Genomic DNA, 18,825 nt, shown 5'->3' with positions numbered 1-18,825 from the left:
GTCTGGATGGACGGAATCGTATTCAAGGTTCGTGAAAACTCCAAGGTCATTAACAAAACCATCTATTTGGCAGTAGGTCTGAATCGTGAAGGGAAAAAAGAAGTACTGGGAATGTGGCTCGGTAAGAATGAAAGTTCGAGCTTCTGGATGGGGGTCTTAACGGATCTTAAAGCCCGTGGTGTAGAAGATATCCTGATCACTGCTACCGATAATTTAAACGGATTTACCCAGACTATCCGTTCTGTTTTTCCTGAATCTCAAACCCAAATCTGTGTGGTTCATCAAATCAGAAATGCTTGTAAATATGTGGTCTGGAAGGATAGAAAAGAGTTCTCTGCTGATATGAAGCACATTTATACTGCTCCAACAAAACAGGCGGCTGAAGCAGCTCTCACTGATTTTGCAGAAAAATGGGAATCCAAATATTCCTACGCCATCAAATCCTGGAGGGATAATTGGGATGAATTGACCGTATTTTTTGAATTTCCTTTAGAAATCCGTAAAATCATTTACACCACCAATTTAATTGAGAATCTCAACGGCAAAATCCGAAAATACACCAAAAACAAAATGTCTTTTCCTACGGATGATGCGGTCTTGAAATCTGTTTACCTGGCTTTAAAAGAAGCCACAAAAAAATGGTCGATGCCTATCCGGAATTGGGGTATTGTTCTCAACCAATTTATGCTTATTTTTGAAGAAAGGCTCAGATTATAAAATCTAAGCCCTGACTTTTTAACTTACACACTTTGTGGGAGAGTGTCGTAGGGAGATTGTATAATCTTAGCCTTATTTCAAAATTTTAAAAATCCATGATAACCAGTTACCAATCTGTAGGCATTTTTTGTTAAACCCAAGATAAAAATTATACGGAAATGATAATTTATATTACGACAGCTTTATCATAGAAATAAGAGTAATTATATCTAGCCCCCAGTACTTAGAAAGTGCTGAGGGCTTAGATGTTTTAAACCAGATGAACAATCCTGTAGTTATTTTACTACATGAACTTCCATTTTCCACTACAAAGAAACTTTTATTGCTGCCGTAAATTTGTATTGTTCAAAAGAGGACAATTAAACAAAATTAAATTAAGTAAGTAAATTTTTTTCATATTAATATTTTGTGATTTGGTGTTTCGAAGGCTTCCTACGGGAGGCCTTTGATTTTGTATGCATTGATAACGATATAGAGAAAATTGAAAATTCAGGAATAAGTATCTATCAGCTGTAAGGTAGAACCTATGTTTTGAACATTTAAATCTGATTAATACATCACACCAAACATTCAGTAAATTTACTAAGCCGCTTTATATCAATTTTTAAAGCTATCAAATCTTAAAAACAATAATAAATTATGGAAATTACAAGTTATTTTCATAAAGTTATATAATTTAGATGGCTCAATATGTAAATCCTGAAGTTAACCGTAATGTATCAAACAACAATGCAATGAATTATCTAGTCATATTTATTTTCACTATCTTTTTTCTCATTATTTATTTAGATCGATCCTATTCTGATAAGATTGTTCGAAAAGAATTACAAAAATTAGTTAAAATAAATAATAAAATATGTTTTAAAAAATTTAATGTCAAATGTTCGAATTTCACATCTGGTAGAAAGAATTTAGGTTTTCATTATAGAAAAGCTGATTTGTATTTTGTCGAAGATGCCTTTATAATAGTTGGATTTTACACAATATTTACCAAGAAAATATATCGGAGCATACTTATATTAACAAGTGAATTAGAGTTTTATAGATCAACTTTTAATAAAGCTGATGAAGTTACGATTCCAAATCGATTGAATACTGATTCCTTAAATAAAGACGTTTATATTGAATTTGGTCAATCGTCTTTTACTTCAACTAATGTCTCAATACATTTAAAAAACCTATCTGACGCAGAAAAGAAATTCATTACGATAGAGAAAAACTATGACTAATAAGGGTTTGTACATTAGTTGGGGAAATCTCAAAATCAAACTTTATCTACTTGAGAGCTTCCTTTAAAATTAAGAATTTTTGTTTCGGCTACCCTACCTTCGCATGACTAAACATTAATCACAGAGCTGAATCTTAAAAACCATGAGGAAAAAGAAGTGTATATTTTCGTAATAGTAACAGTAATAATTTTTACTATTTCTTGTAATGTATGAAGAAGGAATAGAAGTTAGAAATTGCGGTTTGAATAGAAGTATTAACTAGAAATGAGATTTGCAGGACTCAAAAATTTTAAGAATAACTTTTTAACTTACACAGTTAGTGAAACACTATCCAAAATGATAAAAAGCTGCTCAAAATCTGAACAGCTTTTTAATATTTAATAATGCACTAAATTAGAATTTAATAACAGAATTCATTCTTTCGTTTTCTTCCATTACCAATTCATCATCCACAAGGATTTTTCCTGAATGCTCATCGATAATAATTTTCTTTCTCTGGGCAATTTCCATCTGCTTTTGCGGCGGAATCGTGAAGAAAGATCCTTTCGGTGCTCCTCTTTCCAATCCTACTACTGCAAGCCCGTTTGGAGAGTTGGTTCTGATTCTGTTATAAGAAGCCAATAATCTTTCGTCAATTTTAGAGGCATATTCTTTAGACTGCTCAATAAGATATTCTTCTTCTTTCTGAGTTTCGGAAATCAGACCTTCCAATTCTTCTTTTTTGAATTTAAGGTGATTCTTAAGGTCATTGATTTTTTCGTTCAATTCATCAAGCGTTTCGTTCTTATGGCTTATTTTAGCCCCGAATTCCTTGATTCTTTTTTCAGAAAGCTGTATTTCAAGCTCCTGATATTCAATTTCTTTACTTAATGCCTCAAACTCTTTATTGTTTCTTACGCTATCCTGCTGAGATTTGTATTTTTCAATTAAAGTGTTCGCATGGTTTATAACTTCATGCTTTGTTTTAATCTGGTCATCCTGCTCTTTGATATCAGCATGGAATTTTTCAGCTCTTTTTTCAAGACCTTCGATTTCAATCTCAAGATCCTCTACTTCGATTGGCAATTCTCCTCTTGTATTTCGGATTTCGTCCAATCTAGAATCAATGATCTGCAAATCGTATAAAGCTCTTAACTTCTCTTCAACTGAAATATCGTTGGTTTTTGCCATATTAAATGAAATAATTTACCGGGTTTGTTTTCTCAATAGATTTTGAGATTGCAAAGGTAGTAAATTTTTGTGAAAAAATTTCAAATAATTGTTGAGTTACAAATTGTTCTGACTCAAAATGCCCGATATCACAAATCAGCATTTTTGATTCTGCGAGGAAAAAATCATGGTATTTTACATCTCCGGTAAGATAAGCGTCACAATTCTTAGAAATGGCAGAGCGTATTCCGCTTGCTCCGGAACCTCCCAGAACTCCTACTCTTTTAATTTTTTTATGATTAAAATCTGAATGCCTGATCACTTCAAGATTGAATTTTTCTTTAACCATTTCCAGGAAATCCGTTTCATCCACCGGTTCTTCGAAATCACCGTACATTCCGAGCCCCGAATATGGGTTGGTATTATTCAGGCTGTAAATCTGGTGGGCAACTTCTTCGTAAGGATGTGCATTTTTCATCGCTGAAACAATCTGCCCTTGTTTATAATCTTCAAAAACGACTGTGATCATATCTTCATCTGCATTTTCCCTGATATTCTGCTGCCCGGAAAAAGGTTCTGATCCCTCATTCGGCCTGAACGTCCCGTTTCCGTTAACAGTAAAACTACATTCATCGTAGAAACCTATATTTCCGGCACCTGAGGCAAAGAGTGCTTCTCTTACTTTTTCAGAATATTCTTTAGGGACAAACACGGTCAGCTGCTTTAAATTATCTTTTTTGGGCTGAAGAATATTCAGATTTTTTAATCCTAATTGATTGCAGATCCCATAATTCACACCGAAAAAATCATTATCGAAAGCTGTATGGATGGCATAAATTGCAACTTTATTTTCAATAGCCTTTATCACCGCTCTTTCAACATAATTTTTTCCTGTTAATGATTTCAGTCCTGAAAAAATAATCGGGTGAAAGCATATGATAAGATTACAGTTTTTCTGAATGGCTTCGTCCACTACATTTTCCAGAGCATCATGGCATATGAGTATTCCGCTTACATTGCGGTCCCAGGATCCGCACAACAGTCCCACATTATCAAAATCTTCTGCCTGCTGCAGCGTAATACGCTTTTCAATCTTTGAAATAACTTCTCTAATTTTCATTTAATTCTGTATGTTTGCTTACGAAAGTAGGGATAATTTATTAATTTTAAAAAAAGATTTATCATGGAAAAAGAGCATAATCTTGTTCCCGGGGATGCCCTCTGGAAAAGACATCTCTACCGCATCATATACCGCTCGGATACAAAGCTTGGGCAATTGTTCGATATTATTTTATTATCCCTGATCCTGATCAGTACTTTTATTATTATGATGGAAAGCGTTCCGAAACTGGACAAGAGATTCCATTATACTTTTATTATCTTAGAATGGATTATCTCCCTGTTTTTCACTACTGAATATTGGTCCAGGATTGCCGTTATCAAAAATAAAAAGAATTATATCTTCAGTTTTTTCGGAATTATTGATTTTTTAGCGCTTGTTCCTTTTTATCTGAGCTTTTTTATTCCGGTAACCAAATATTTTCTGATTTTCAGAATGCTGAGAATGCTGAGAATCTTCAGGATTTTTAATCTTCTGGATTTCATGAATGACGGCTACCTTATTGTAAGGGCATTGAAAAACAGTTCCAGGAAAATCTATATTTTCCTTTTGTTTTTAATTATTTTCTCCGTGATTGTCGGTTCTCTTATGTTTATGGTTGAAGGCGGAAGGCCTGGTTTTGAAACGATTCCACAGGCTATCTACTGGGCCGTAGTTACGGTAACTACCGTTGGCTATGGTGATGTATCCCCTATCACCCCCATGGGAAAATTTTTTGCGGTTATTCTCATGTTGGCAGGTTACTCAATTATTGCCGTACCTACAGGAATTGTAACAGCGGAAATGCGGAACAAAAGACAAAATCTTGAAAAAATATGTGACCGTTGCGGGAATGAAGATATTGATGATGATGCAAGGTATTGCAAACAGTGTGGCAAGAAATTAGCTTAGTAAAATTATCAATATAAAATCTGTTAATAAATACTTGAAATCATGGAACCAACAAAGAAAAATAAGCCTCACATTTCCATTGTTATACTTTTTTCATTAATCGTACTGATGGTCGTTGTTTATCTCATTCTTGTCACTTTCTTCCCTGCCGTTTTTTCCGGACTTAACACTTCTGAAATCCAACCGGTAAATGACCGATAATTTTTTATAATGAAAGATTTTGACTGATTGTTTAAACATATACTTAAAATAAAGAGGCGGCCAAATTCGGCCGCCTCTATTATTGTTTGTCTTGACAGTATCTGTCAAACTTTAAAACTATTTTTTAATCGTTTTAATGGTTTGCTTAGAACCGTCTTTCATCTGTAATGTCATTAAATACATTCCTTGTTTCAACTCTCCCAAATGAATTTCAGTACCAGGATTATCAATTACTTTTATTAACCTTCCTGAAACATCGGATACAGATACTGATTTTACTTTAGCTGCATCTGGAATATTGATAACCTCGTTAAATGGATTAGGATACAGTTTAATTTTATTCTGATCAGCCTTAACCTCGGAAGTTGACAAAGCACCTTTGGTGATGTTAATGGTAAAAGGCCCTTCTAAGAAATCCGTTGTACCACTGTAACTTCCTACATTTACATAATATGTATTTCCTGAAAGCGTAGGAATAGAAATGGTTTCTGTCTGGCCCAGATAGGTTTGATCTACAGTTCCTTCACATGATAAAGCTGAGCAGCTTCCGCTATATACTCCGATCTGAGGATCAAAATTACTTCCTGCAGGCATACTTACCGAAATATTGAAAGTATCACCGTCACCTACGAAGGTAAACCAGGCCCCATCATTCATAGTATCACTGCAGGCTATTACCATTCCTCCTCCATTGGTTGTTCCGATAGCATCACTCTGAAAATAAGTGTATGGAAAGGATGTTGCAGATAATGCTCCGGCACAGTCATCATTTGCAGGAGTTGGAGGTAATGTTCCTACACAGATATCAAAACTTTGGCTGATTAACGGATTATTGCTGTAACTGTATACTCTTACCAAATAAGTTTCGCCAGTGTTAAGACCGGTCACTAAATTTGATGTAGCATCTGAACAAAACACACTCATCAATGCTCCGCAACCTCCACTGAATACTTGGAAATAAGTATCATCGTTATTAATACTTCCCGCTGACTGTACATTAAGAAGAGAAATCATATGGCTCGGTGCAGTGGCTACAAATTTGAACCAAACATCATCATTAGCCGTACCGTAACAAGGATTAGGATCAGTTCCTGAATCGGTTGCCCCAAAGGTATAACCAGAAGTTACAGCACCACAGTTCAGATCAGGATTTACGGTTAAAGTAATTGCCGTAGCACACTCATCATTGGTTGGCTGAGGTGGTCCTGACTTAAACATCACTTCACTGCAACCGGTAGATTCACCTCCTGTACCTACTGATACAACTCTGAGATAATAATTGGTATTAGGAGCAAAAGGTGTTGAAGGTGTAAAGCTGTTTGTTGTTACTGCCGCCTGATTTACAACATCAGTTCCTCCGGAAGCTGTTCCTATGGATACTTTATATCCGGTAGCTCCTGAAGTATTGTTCCAAGTAATTGCAGAAGTCAGAGGAACAAATGTAGCATTATTGGTAGGATATGTAATTACCGGGCATCCAGGGATTGCGCTTGGTGTCAGCCCTTCAAAAGTAATAACAGATTTATAATCTGCCAGATTTGCACCTGATGTCGGAGGAGAAGCGGGATCCGGATTGGTCAAATCATTTTTGAAATATATTGAAGAATTCGGAGATCCTGCATAGACATACATAGCTTCATCAAAACTGTTGCTGTCATAGCCTGCAGAGTTTTCTTCGGCAGCAACTACCAGGTTAGACGTATTGTTGTAAGGGAAAGGTGTAGAGAACACCACCTCAATGACTCCGTTTGCATTGGTCACAGTCCCGGAAAAAACCTGAGTCAGCTGAGTCAGTGGCACCCAGTCTGTATCCGACGTAAATGATGTTTTTGTGGTCTGCCCCAGATACACCACCCATTCTGAAGAACTGGCAATGGACATGGAAGGATCAAGATAAAATTTAAGTCCTGTAATATTTCCTGCTGCATCAGCATTGATTTCCTGTTTCGTATAAATCTGCTGGGTGTATGAGTACCCAAAATAAGTACTGATCGGAACCGCACCGACTTCTGTGCTTCCTACTCCCAAACTGATCTGGGCATTGAAAGCCATGCTTACAAATAATAAGCAAGCGAGTAAAAATCTTGTCATAATTGTTTTATTTAAGTTAATTGTTAATTTATTTATTATCCAAATGTTCCCATTAAATATTAATCTGTCGATTATCAGAAAGCCTATTATTATAAGGTTTACTTACGAATCTGTCATATTATATTAAATAAAAAAGGATCTTTTATCATCTATCACAAAATTTTTACTCCATGTAACAACTTAAAAGTTTAATTACCTTTTCAAGGTTATTCAAATATTTTTAAAAATTTCATAAACTGATAACACAAATATATTAATTTATTCATTTTAAATGTTAAAAAATCATAATAACAATACTACCACTCAATCAATTATGTAAAAATTTAATACTAAAATAAACGATCATTTAATTTTTTGAAAATAAATCAATTATTGATGATTTTTTAAAATATTAATAATCATTAACATATTACTTTAATCAATATTCAGAGAAATAATATTATACTCTATTTAACATAATAAATTAATTTAAAATATTTTCATAAGATGCTTTTCAATAAAAAATAGCGGCTGAAATCAGCCGCTATTCATAATGCAATTTTAAAATTTTTTATTTTTTAATAACTTTAAGGGTTTGTTTTGACCCATCATTTAACTCTAAAGTAACCAAATACATCCCCTGTTTCAACTCTCCTAACTGAAGCACTGAAGAAGGATTTTGGATGGTTTTAACCAATCTTCCGGCAATGTCAACCACTGATACTGATTTCACTTTAGAAATATCAGAAATATTCAAGACGTCTGCAAATGGATTCGGATATGCTTTGATATAATTCTTGTCAATTTTAATTTCACTTGTCGCTAAATTTGAATTTTCTTTCAAACCAATATCATCAAGTAATACATTATCATAGAAATATCCGTTTCCTGCAACATCTTTATCAACAATAAACCTAACCTGTATTGTTTTACCAACATAGGAAGCAGGCAATACGATTGTCTGTGTTCTCCATGTTGCAGCATTAGAAGTACTTGTAAATACAGCTTCCCAAGTAGATGTAGCAACATCTTTCACCTCCACTGTCAATTTATTATTATCATAGGCAGGCTGAGTAGTTGGATTAACAGAAACTCCATGGTTTTTAAACCATCTGAATTCTAATGTTGGACTAGAAAGCCCAGTTAGGTTTACTGATGGTGATACCAAAGTTACATCATGAACACCAGTGTATGGATCAGACGCATCTACGTAAGCGAATTGACCAGCAGTATTATTTTGACCAGTAGCACTGTAAGTAGTACCGTAATCCTGTGTAGCATTACCAAATTGCCAAAGAGCATAACTTGTATTGTTAGTGCTGTATGTTGACCAGCAATTAGCAAGACTTCCAGAATTGAAGTTTTCAGTAAATGGCGCACTATATACATCACACAAAGTTTTGAATGTGGCAGAAGCTGACCATAAGCTCTTATCATTTGCTCCACAAACAGATCTCACCCATACGTAATAATTTGTTGCAGAAGCTAAACCTGCTAAAGGAGCAGATGTAGAAGATGAAACTGTAGAATTACTAGAATTCAATACGGTTGTAGCATTAGGTGCAACATTCGAAGTACTATAATAAACTTCGTAACCATTATTAGGAACTAAAGAGGGAGCAGTCCATGATACATTTGCACCTGATGTTGTAATTGAAGCTACAGTTACATTAGTAGGTTCAAAACAAGTAGGAGTAACATCGATGTTGATATCATCTACATATATCTGATTCATATCTTTAACAGAATACGCATGAAAACCAAAGTAATATGCGCCTGTTGAAGCTGGTGTAAAATCTACAAAGCCTGATGTTGCATTACCAAGTGTATAGAAACCATCTGTAAGATTAGCTGAGCTAATTGTTGTTCCAGAAGGAAGTGCCGGAGCACCCGCAGTAGTTTGATAAGTTGCAAGTACATTAGTCATTCCCGCTACAGTTGCAGCACTTCCGTAAGCCACCTTTAATTTTTCTAGGTACTGAGTTGTTCCTGACGAATTAGCATATTTATATTTAATTCTATAACTAACTCCAGCTGTTAGATTAATACCTTGAGTAAAGAACCAGGTATTTGCAGGATTATTAGAATTATATGAATAGTTCAGAACTTTTCCAGTATTAAATCCTAAACCTGCCGGAGCAGTTGCTGTCTTCCAAGTATTTCCTGAACCTGCGTTTAAAGCAGAAGTACAAAGTGGCAAAGAAGGAGTAGTTACATTTTCAAAGTCTAAAGTATATGGTACATTTGTCGAAGAACAAACCGTTGCGAAAGTTCTTTCAGAGCATCCAGAAGAAGCTTGAGTTCCGATATAGCCTACAATTGTATAATAATATTGAGTAGAATTGTTTAATGGTGTAGGAAGTGTGTAAGTAAGTACATTTCCAACATCGAATGAATTCAAAACATCAGTTCCTCCTGATGTTGTTCCTATCGAAATTCTATACCCTGTAACATTATTCACTCCAGCCCAAGTAAATGTAGGAGTAAGAGATACACCAACCGCATTAGAAGCAGGCGAACTTACTGTAGGACATAAGGTTAGCGTTGTAAAACTTCTTTCTGAACAACCTGTTGAAGTCGCAGTAGCATTATAACCATTAATTGTATAATAGTATTTAACACCATAATTTAAAGCTGTAGTTAATGTATAAGTTAAAACATTTCCTACATCTACATTGTTCAAAATGTTTGTACCACCTGTTGTAGTTCCAATAGAAATTCTGTATCCTGTTGCATCTGTATTTGCACTCCAAGTGAATGTTGGTATTATAGATACTCCGGTTGCTCCAGATGTTGGTGCACTTACGGTAGGACATAATGTTTTCGTTGTAAAATTCCTTTCAGTACAACCAGTGGAACTTGATGTAGCACTGTAAGAATTTACTGTGTAGTAATATTTAGTATTATAATTTAACGCCGGTGTTTGATTATAGGTATAGGTTAACACATTTCCAACATCATAATTGTTTAAAACATCAGTCCCTCCAGCGGTAGTACCAATCGATAATTTATAACCTGTAGCTCCAGTAACAGAAGACCATGTAAAAGCAGGAGTCAAAGACACACCAGTCGCTGAACCGGCTGGAGCAGTTACTGATGGACACGGGATTACTAAAGTTTTAAAGGTAATAGGATTACAAGCAGTTGCAGATCCGATAGCATTTTTAGGATATACCGATACATAATATGATGAGTTATAAGCTAAAGCATTCGCTGCCGGAACTGTATACGAAAGTACATTTCCAACATCAGTAAGTGGCATTACATTTGCGCTACCGGGAGTTGTTCCAATAGCAATTTCATAACTGGTAGCTAATGGGCTTTGCGACCAAGATATTGTAGGCGTTATAGAAATATCAGTTGCAGCATTAGCAGGAGCAGTAACAACAGAACAAGACGGAGGAGTTGTTGCAACCAATCCTCCAAGAACTACTCTGGCTGTCGTTGAGGCTCTTGTGCCGGCAGCTGGAGACGTAGGATCAGGATTAGCGCTATCACTTCTTAGATACAAATTCATATTTGTTTGTCCTGTGTTTCCCAGCCAATTGTAATTTGCATACCCAGGAGAAAATTCGTGAATCGCAACTATTAAATTATCAGTATTATTATATACAAAAGGAGTCGTCAGTGGTATAGTTAACTGTTGTCCACTAGTTGTAGGCATTGTTAATGTACCATCATAAACCAAAGTAAGGTTAGAAAGTGGCTCCCAGTCTGTAGTGGAACCAAATGCTGCTTTTGTAGTATGTCCTATATATACTTTAAAGCTACTATTAGCAGCCTGGGGTGTATTAGGAGTTGCACCGGTGGAGGTTGTAGGGATAGTACCTGCACTGGTAAATGTTAATGATGATATCGTACCACCAAGCGTAATAGAAGCTTGAGGATAAATCATCTGATTGTAAGAATACCCAAAATTAGCACTCCATGGTACAACATTTGTGGTGGTATTTCCGCTTCCCACTGTAATTTGTGCATTTACTCCCAAGCCGAGAGCTACCATACACGTTAGTAAAAATCTTTTCATACTCATTTAAGTTAAAATTAGAGGGTTAAATTAATAAATATTAATATTAAAAATCAAAAATTAACATAAAATATTAAATAAAAAATAATTATTAACAATTATATTAACAAAAAATCAAATGTATAGTGAATTTTAACAAAAATTTACTAATTAAAATTATCACAATAACAAGTTAATATACAATGCATTACAATGGTTATTAAATCACTTTAATATGATTTATAATAATCTTATACCACTCAATATATTTATTTTATCACTAAAAAATGATTTAAATAAATAAAAAAAAACGACAAAAAAATGTCGTTTTTTAATTTATAATCTGTTTAATTTTAGTTTAAATAAAACTCATATTTATTTAAAAGCTGAATTTGTTTGATAAGTTCGCCATTAAGATCCACTGAATGCTTCATCGACTGAACCTCAAGATGTTCAGCCTGTATATCATCATCCATATTTTTTATATAGAATTTGATTTTCTGATTCCCCTGATTTCTTTCCAGCACTTTCCGGAAAAACGAAAGATCTTCCGGCCGGAAATCCATGACATCCATTACCAGTGAAATGCTTTTTGCAAATCTTTCAAAAGCTTCCTGCAATTCAATTACTTCATTTACATTGACAAATACACGACCATCCTTCACCTGGGCAAACTTAATTTTTAAGATGACAAATCGCTGAACTTCGAGTTTTTCCTTTAACTTCATGTAATCCCTGTCTCCCAACCTGAAAGAGTATGACCCGGAGTAATCTTCCAGTGTTAAAAAAGCTACTTTCTCACCGCTTCGGAAGCCATCTTTTACCACATATTCCGTAATTAGTCCGGCAACAGTGTATTCTTTTCCGCCACCGCCGTTCTCCCGCTCTTTCTGTATGGTTTTCCAATCTTTTTTCTTTTCTTCAAACAGCTCTTCCTGCTTATTGGCAAATGCCTGTTCCTTATAAGCATCTACTTCATCAAGATTCAGGAACTGGAAGACCCCTTTCGGCTCAGCTTTTTTGGTAACCTCTTCAATTATTTCTTCTCCGGTCGATAACTCATCGGAAACAATTTCCACAAGATCAGCAACATCTTCCGGCGCATCCTGTTCTAAAATCGGAACCTCCCCGGTCACCAGTTTTGTATCCTCTTCCTTTTCCAGCACTGCTTTCTTGGAAAGCTGTCCCTGCATAAACTGAAAATGATACCTGAATTCGTCCAGCGGATGGGCAGAGAGGTAAAATCCAATAATCTCTTTTTCTTTATTAAGCTTATGCATATTCGGCCATTCCGGGCATGGAGCTAACTTCGGCTGTTCAATCTGAACTTCATCTGCAAAATCTGCAAACAGGGAATTTTCCATTTCGTTTTTACTTTCCTGGAAACTCTGCCCATATCTGATCAGTTTTTCCAGATTGGTTCTTCCTGCCATATCAATATCGAAGTACTGTCCTCTGTGGAATTTGTCAAGTTCATCAAATGCTCCTGCCAGCACTAAACTTTCCGCCACCCTCTTGTTCATTTGAGAAGGCAGGATTCTTTCAAAAAAATCATAGATATTTTTAAACTTACCGTTTGCCCTTTCCCTGGTTATAGCTTCACTCGGACCTTCTCCGATTCCTTTAATCGCTCCGAGGCCAAAGCGGATCTGCCCTTTTTCATTAACTGAGAATTTATATTGAGATTCATTAACATCAGGCCCTAAAACATCAACGCCAATACTTTTACAATCTTCCATGAACATGGTGATGGATTCGGTATTGTTAATATTATTACTCATTACGCTGGCCATGTATTCTGCCGGATAATTGGCTTTCAGAAAGGCTGTCTGATAAGCAATCAGCGCATAACAGGTAGAGTGGGATTTGTTAAAAGCATATTCTGCAAAAGCCTTCCAGTCATTCCATATTTTTTCTAACCGTTCTTCATTCAGATTATTTTTTCTTCCGCCTTCTATAAACTTAGGATACATTTTATTCAGGACATCAATCTGTTTTTTACCCATTGCTTTTCTCAAAGTATCGGCTTCCCCTTTTGTAAAGTTGGCCAGTTTTTGAGACAGGAGCATTACCTGCTCCTGGTATACTGTGATTCCGTAGGTTTCTTTTAAGTATTCTTCGGTTTCAGGCAAATCATAAACAATTTCTTCAATCCCGTGTTTCCTGTTGATAAAGTTTGGAATATATTTAATCGGTCCCGGACGGTAAAGAGCATTCATCGCAATAAGATCGGCAAAAACCGTAGGCTTAAGCTCCCTCATATATTTCTGCATTCCCGGACTTTCATACTGGAAGATCCCGATTGTTCTCCCTTCTTTAAAAAGCTGATAGGTCTTTGCATCTTCTAATCCTATTTTATCAGGGTCAATATCAATTCCGTGTCTTTGTTTAACTAATTTCAGGGCATCTTTAATAATCGTCAGTGTCCTGAGGCCCAGGAAATCCATTTTGAGCAGACCGGCACTTTCTGCAACCGAGTTGTCAAACTGGGAGACAAGAATGTCCGCATCTTTTGCTGCAATAGTCACCGGAACCAGGTTACTCACATCTTCGGGCGTAATAATCACCCCACAGGCATGAATCCCTGTATTCCGGATACACCCTTCCATTTTCTTTGCACTCGCCAGAACATCATGGCGCGGATCCGACGGACTGTCAAGCACCGATTTCATTTCATCAACCAGCATCTGGTCTTCCGGTCTTAATTTGTCATATTTAGACAGTGCTTTTGCAATATTCATCCCCGGTGTGGAAGGAATCAGTTTGGCAATATTGTTTGTGTCAGGAATCGGGAGATCGAGAACCCTTCCTGCATCTTTAATCGCAGATTTCCCTCCTAATACCGAATACGTAATAATCTGAGCTACCTGGTTTTTACCGTATTTTTCTACTACCCATTTGATAATCTTATCCCTTCCTTCATCATCAAAATCAATATCAATATCGGGCATGGAAACCCTTTCCGGATTAAGAAACCTCTCAAAAAGGAGATCGTACTTAATAGGATCTACATTAGTAATCCCGATACAGTAAGCTACCGCAGAACCTGCTGCAGAACCCCGGCCGGGACCTACCCATACGCCCATATTGCGGGCTTCATTACAGAAATCCTGAACAATAAGAAAATAACCGGGATACCCCGTATTTGCGATAACTTCCAGTTCGAAATCCAGACGTTCTTTAATTTCATCGGTAATTCCGGTTTGAAAATATCTTTTTTTCGCACCCTCATAGGTAAGATAGGTAAGATAAGCCATCTCCCCTCGTTTTCCACCATCAACATCATCCTCTGTATGAATAAATTCTTGTGGAATATCAAATTTAGGTAATAAAACGTCCCTTTTTAAAGTGTACGGTTTAAATTTAGCTGTAAATTCTTCATATGCATCAAAAGCATCGGGGTACGCTAAAAAAGCTTCTTTTAATTCATCTGAATTTTTAATATAATATTCTCCCGTCGCAAGACCTCTTCTTTTTCCGAATCCTTTTCCAACCGGCGTGGTCAGTTTTTCCCCGTCCTTGATACAGCTTACGATATCCTGTATATTGGAATCGTCTTTATGGGTATAAAAAGTTTCGTTCTGCGCTAAAATTTTTACATTGTACTTATCTGCAAAATGCAATAAGACATCATTTAAATGCTCTTCTTCAGGCAATTTATGATTTTGTATCTGTACATAGAAGTCATCTTCAAACGTATTTTTCCACCATTTGAAAAGCTCCTCCCCTTTTTGTTCACCGGTATTCAGGATGGCATCCGGAATATCTCCGTGGATACCTGAAGTCAGGGCGATAATACCTTCTTTATATTGAGCAATCAGTTCCCTGCTTATTCTTGGAACACCAAAATAAAATCCTTTCAGGAAACCGATACTTGAAAGTTTCGCTAAATTTTTATATCCTTCAAAATCTTTTGCCAGCAAAACAACCTGTGTCCTTCTGTCAGGATCGTCTTTGGTAAACTGTTTTTGCTCGTAACGGTCTGAAATATAAAACTCGCACCCTACTACAGGAATCAGGGGTTCTGACAGAGGTTCTTTTTCGTTAAATTCTATTCCGCTTTCTTCCGCTTCCTGTTTCTTTGCTAAAAATTCCTTATGTTTTTTTGCCCTGTCCCCATTTGCACTTTCTACTGCGGTAACAAATTTAAAAGCTCCCATCATATTCCCGAGATCTACGATACCCACGGCCGGAAAATTGTCATCTGAGGCTTTTTTAATCAGGTCATTAATACTCGAAGTAGCTGATAAGGTAGAAAAAACACTGTGATTATTGAAATTGAAATATTTCCCGAGGTCAATTTCATCTATGTTTCCGAAGTCCTGTTGTTTTTTCTTATTATTAAAATCGGCAACCTGCCTTCTGATAACAATGTTGAATGGCTTTATAGGATCCGGGTGGAGTGTTTTAAAATAAGCAAGCTGGTCTTCCGAAGTTTTTAAAATCTCAGCAGGAATAATTCCGATCCTCATCATTTCGAAGAACACCTGTGCCGTTGCGTTTACGTCTGCGGCGGCATTATGGGCTTCATCAAACTTATGCCCATATAACTTTTCATAAAGCTCCTCAAGCTTTGGAGATTTATATTTTCCCCCGCGGCCACCTCCCAGCTGACAATACTCTGTCCCTAGAATCATGGTATCGGCTTTCGGTTTCTCCTGAAGATGGTCATTAATATTTTTGCGGTAAAACTCAGCTCCAACGATATTGTAATCGAATTCAACATTGTGACCTGAAACTACCCGTACCTGTTCTAATACTTTTGAGAACTCTTTTAAAACTTCTTCAAGATCACGACCTTCTTCATTGGCTATTTTTGTTGTAATCCCGTGGATCCTGGCAGCATTAAAGGGAATATCATACCCTTCCGGCTTTATAATATAATCCTGATTTTCAATTAATGTCCCATCATCATCATGCAGCTGCCACGCAATCTGTACCATTCTTGGCCAATTGTCTGAATCTGAAAGCGGAGCGTTGAAATTCTTTGGTAAACCTGTGGTTTCTGTGTCAAAAACTAAATACATATAATTTTTTCCAGCTTTTAAAGTAAAAAGAGAATGTAAAGTTACTTCATTTTTTCTGATGTGAAAAACTAAAACTATCTGTGATCACCTCCTATAATTATTCATAAAACAACGTAATACTCTCTTGCTAAGTAATAATATACATTTTCTATTAAATTATTAAGATTAATTAAAATTTAATTAACATCAATTGAAGCATTCTTAGTTAATAGTAGGAAATAATTAATATGCATATATTTGCTGTGAAAAGTTATTTAGTCATTAAGCGGCATGAAAAAAAATCTAATCTTAATCAGCACTTTACTCTCTTTATCAATAAGTGCTCAAAAAAATAATGAAAAATTATCAAGAGAATTTGAGCAACAAAAGATTCAGAATGAAAAGAAGTTTTACATCTATGCAGAAAAATTATATGGGAAAAATCGGGACTCAGCAACACAGAAAAAAATAGATTCACTAAAATCAAGATTAGGAGGATTTAATTTTGATATACCCTATTTTTTAGAGGAGCATGATACAAGACAACTATTAAACTCCAATTCTGATCAGTTAAATACTGCAGGCAATATAACCGGTTTAACAGGAGCTTTTAACGGAGAAAATATTAAATATACCGTTTTCGATGGCGGGAGAATCTATGAATCCCATACAGCTTTTGACAATATTCCGGGAAGAATTACCAATAAAGAAGCAAGTACACAAAGCTATTCAGATCATTCTACAGGTGTAGGGAGTTTTATCGGCGGAAAAAGTGTAAATTTATCCAGCGGAGGCGTTACTGTAGGAAATGCAAAAGGCGTTGCCATCAATTCAGTTATGGACAGTTATATGTTCAGCACGACTACTTTACCCGGTGCTACTTCAACAAGCACTGTTTTTGAGAAAATCCTTGCGGCCCAGCCTAATATTTCCAATCACTCTTATGGAGTGAATTCGGGTTGGACTGTAAATTATGACAATAGCGGAAATGTTTCCTCTTATGTTTATAACGGATCAAAAAGCGGGAATACATTCTATGATTTTCAGGGTACTTATAATACAAATGATTACAATTACGATGCCCTGGTGTACAATGACCCGTCTTATATTATTGTAAAATCTTCAGGAAACTATTTTGATATGGGACCAGCCGGCTCCACTTCAACAGCTCCTAAATATTACAGGACTTCAAGTGGCCAGACAGCCTTCAGTACGACTGATATATTACCAGCCAACAACTGCTCCCAAGGATACGACTGTATCGGTCCAGGTTCGCTGGCAAAGAACATTATAGTTGTAGGCGCTACGGATATCATCACAACAAATAATTTCCGCTATACCAACGCAAGTGATGTTGTACATTCTGAATATAGCAGTGCAGGCCCGAGAGACGACGGCGGAATAAAACCTGATATATCAACAGTTGGTACTAATGTTCTGTATGCTGCTACCTCTGCCACCGGAAGCGATTCCTGGGCAATGAATAGCGGAACTTCTTTTTCTGCACCTGTCGTTACAGGAATCATCGGGCTATGGACACAAATCAATAAACAATTATTCAATAATGCATTGCTTAATGCTGCTTCTGCAAAAGTGCTTATGGTACACTCTGCTGCTGAAGCAGGAAACGTTGGCCCGGATCCATGGTTCGGATGGGGATTTATTGATGCTAAAAAAGGCGCCGAGCTTCTTGTAGGCAAAGCCAACAATACCGTAATTTTTAATGATGAGACTCTTACCAGTGGTGTTAAAAATACAAAAATAATTAATGCATCCGGGTCAGAGCCCCTAAAGGTAACTGTCAGTTGGATCGATCCTCAATATACCCCTGATTATCAGTTTGTGTCTGATGTTTTTAACAATAGAACCTCAAAACTGATTAACGATATCGATGTCAGAATCATAGATACTACCAACAACACGGTATATTATCCATGGAAGCTGGATGCCAACAGTCCTTTAACGCCTGCCACAAAAGCAGACAATACGGTTGACAATGTTGAACAGGTGGTTTTAGATAATCCTGTAGCAGGAAGAAGTTACAGGATTGAAATAACCAATAAAGGATCATTGGTTGATGATTCCGGTGCTTCCGCTCCACAAAATTATTCGATCATGGTTACCGGCCAAAATCAGCAATCTGTGCTGGGAACAACTGATCTGGTAAAAGATAACGGAATCATAATCGCACCGACCCTGACAAAAGATTTTGTAAAAGTACTTAAGGCTCCTAAAAAATCCTCATATACGATTTATGACCTGTCGGGTAAAAAATTGCAAAACGGTAACATTAATGGTGATGAAGCAAGCTTAGATCTTAGTTCTTATATCAAAGGAATCTATATTATTGAAGTCAAAACGGGTAACGATATTATTTCTAAAAAAATCATTAAGGAATAATAAACCTTCGAAATACATCGTAAAACACTAACAATT

10 protein-coding genes are annotated in these 18,825 nt (G+C 36.2%); 5 read left to right on the top strand and 5 right to left on the bottom strand.

The genetic code is table 11. From position 1 onward, the window contains the following. Both MKJ01_RS06250 and MKJ01_RS06245 read left to right on the top strand, forming a co-directional pair. A partial coding sequence (locus tag MKJ01_RS06250; protein ID WP_241612639.1) for an IS256 family transposase occupies window positions 1-717 on the top strand: 717 nt, incomplete at its 5' end. A 680-nt stretch (window positions 718-1,397) separates the two neighbouring features. Next, complete coding sequence (locus MKJ01_RS06245; protein WP_241612638.1) at window positions 1,398-1,946, top strand: hypothetical protein; 549 nt, start codon at window positions 1,398-1,400, stop codon at window positions 1,944-1,946. A 393-nt stretch (window positions 1,947-2,339) separates the two neighbouring features. On the opposite strand, the gene MKJ01_RS06240 is transcribed toward MKJ01_RS06245, so the two are convergent. Both MKJ01_RS06240 and MKJ01_RS06235 read right to left on the bottom strand, forming a co-directional pair. Further along, window positions 2,340-3,116, bottom strand: a complete 777-nt coding sequence (locus MKJ01_RS06240) for a zinc ribbon domain-containing protein (protein ID WP_241612637.1) — start codon at window positions 3,114-3,116, stop codon at window positions 2,340-2,342. A 1-nt stretch (window position 3,117) separates the two neighbouring features. Continuing rightward, the gene (locus tag MKJ01_RS06235) at window positions 3,118-4,215 is read right to left on the bottom strand and encodes a Nif3-like dinuclear metal center hexameric protein (protein ID WP_241612636.1); all 1,098 of its coding nucleotides are present in this window, start codon (window positions 4,213-4,215) and stop codon (window positions 3,118-3,120) included. Between the two features lie 63 nt (window positions 4,216-4,278). Here MKJ01_RS06235 and MKJ01_RS06230 point away from each other — a divergent pair, with 63 nt between their 5' ends. Both MKJ01_RS06230 and MKJ01_RS06225 read left to right on the top strand, forming a co-directional pair. After that, on the top strand, window positions 4,279-5,106 hold the full coding sequence (locus tag MKJ01_RS06230) for an ion transporter (protein WP_241612635.1): 828 nt from the start codon (window positions 4,279-4,281) through the stop codon (window positions 5,104-5,106). A 42-nt stretch (window positions 5,107-5,148) separates the two neighbouring features. Beyond that, the gene (locus MKJ01_RS06225) at window positions 5,149-5,307 is read left to right on the top strand and encodes a hypothetical protein (RefSeq protein WP_155845749.1); all 159 of its coding nucleotides are present in this window, start codon (window positions 5,149-5,151) and stop codon (window positions 5,305-5,307) included. Window positions 5,308-5,424: 117 nt separating this feature from the next. Here the strand turns inward: MKJ01_RS06225 and MKJ01_RS06220 are convergent, their stop codons facing one another. The 3 genes from MKJ01_RS06220 to dnaE all read right to left on the bottom strand — a co-directional run bounded on the left by MKJ01_RS06220 (window position 5,425) and on the right by dnaE (window position 16,410). Beyond that, a complete protein-coding gene (locus MKJ01_RS06220) occupies window positions 5,425-7,398 on the bottom strand; it encodes a T9SS type A sorting domain-containing protein (RefSeq protein WP_241612634.1) in 1,974 nt (657 codons plus the stop codon). 550 nt (window positions 7,399-7,948) lie between these two features. Next, window positions 7,949-11,404 (bottom strand): fibronectin type III domain-containing protein, encoded by a 3,456-nt coding sequence (locus MKJ01_RS06215; protein WP_241612633.1) that lies wholly within the window; start codon window positions 11,402-11,404, stop codon window positions 7,949-7,951. Between the two features lie 332 nt (window positions 11,405-11,736). Continuing rightward, entirely contained in the window at window positions 11,737-16,410 is a 4,674-nt protein-coding gene (gene dnaE / locus MKJ01_RS06210) for a DNA polymerase III subunit alpha (protein ID WP_241612631.1), read from the bottom strand. A gap of 270 nt (window positions 16,411-16,680) precedes the next feature. On the opposite strand from dnaE, the gene MKJ01_RS06205 reads away from it, so the two are divergent. Further along, on the top strand, window positions 16,681-18,789 hold the full coding sequence (locus MKJ01_RS06205; RefSeq protein ID WP_241612629.1) for a S8 family peptidase: 2,109 nt from the start codon (window positions 16,681-16,683) through the stop codon (window positions 18,787-18,789). The last annotated feature ends 36 nt before the right edge of the window (window positions 18,790-18,825 follow it).

The sequence above is a fragment of the Chryseobacterium sp. SSA4.19 genome (genome assembly GCF_022601875.1).
Classification (GTDB): Bacteria; Bacteroidota; Bacteroidia; order Flavobacteriales; family Weeksellaceae; genus Chryseobacterium.
The sequence above is the reverse complement of the archived record's forward strand: the minus strand, read 5'-3'. Positions and strand labels throughout refer to the sequence as shown.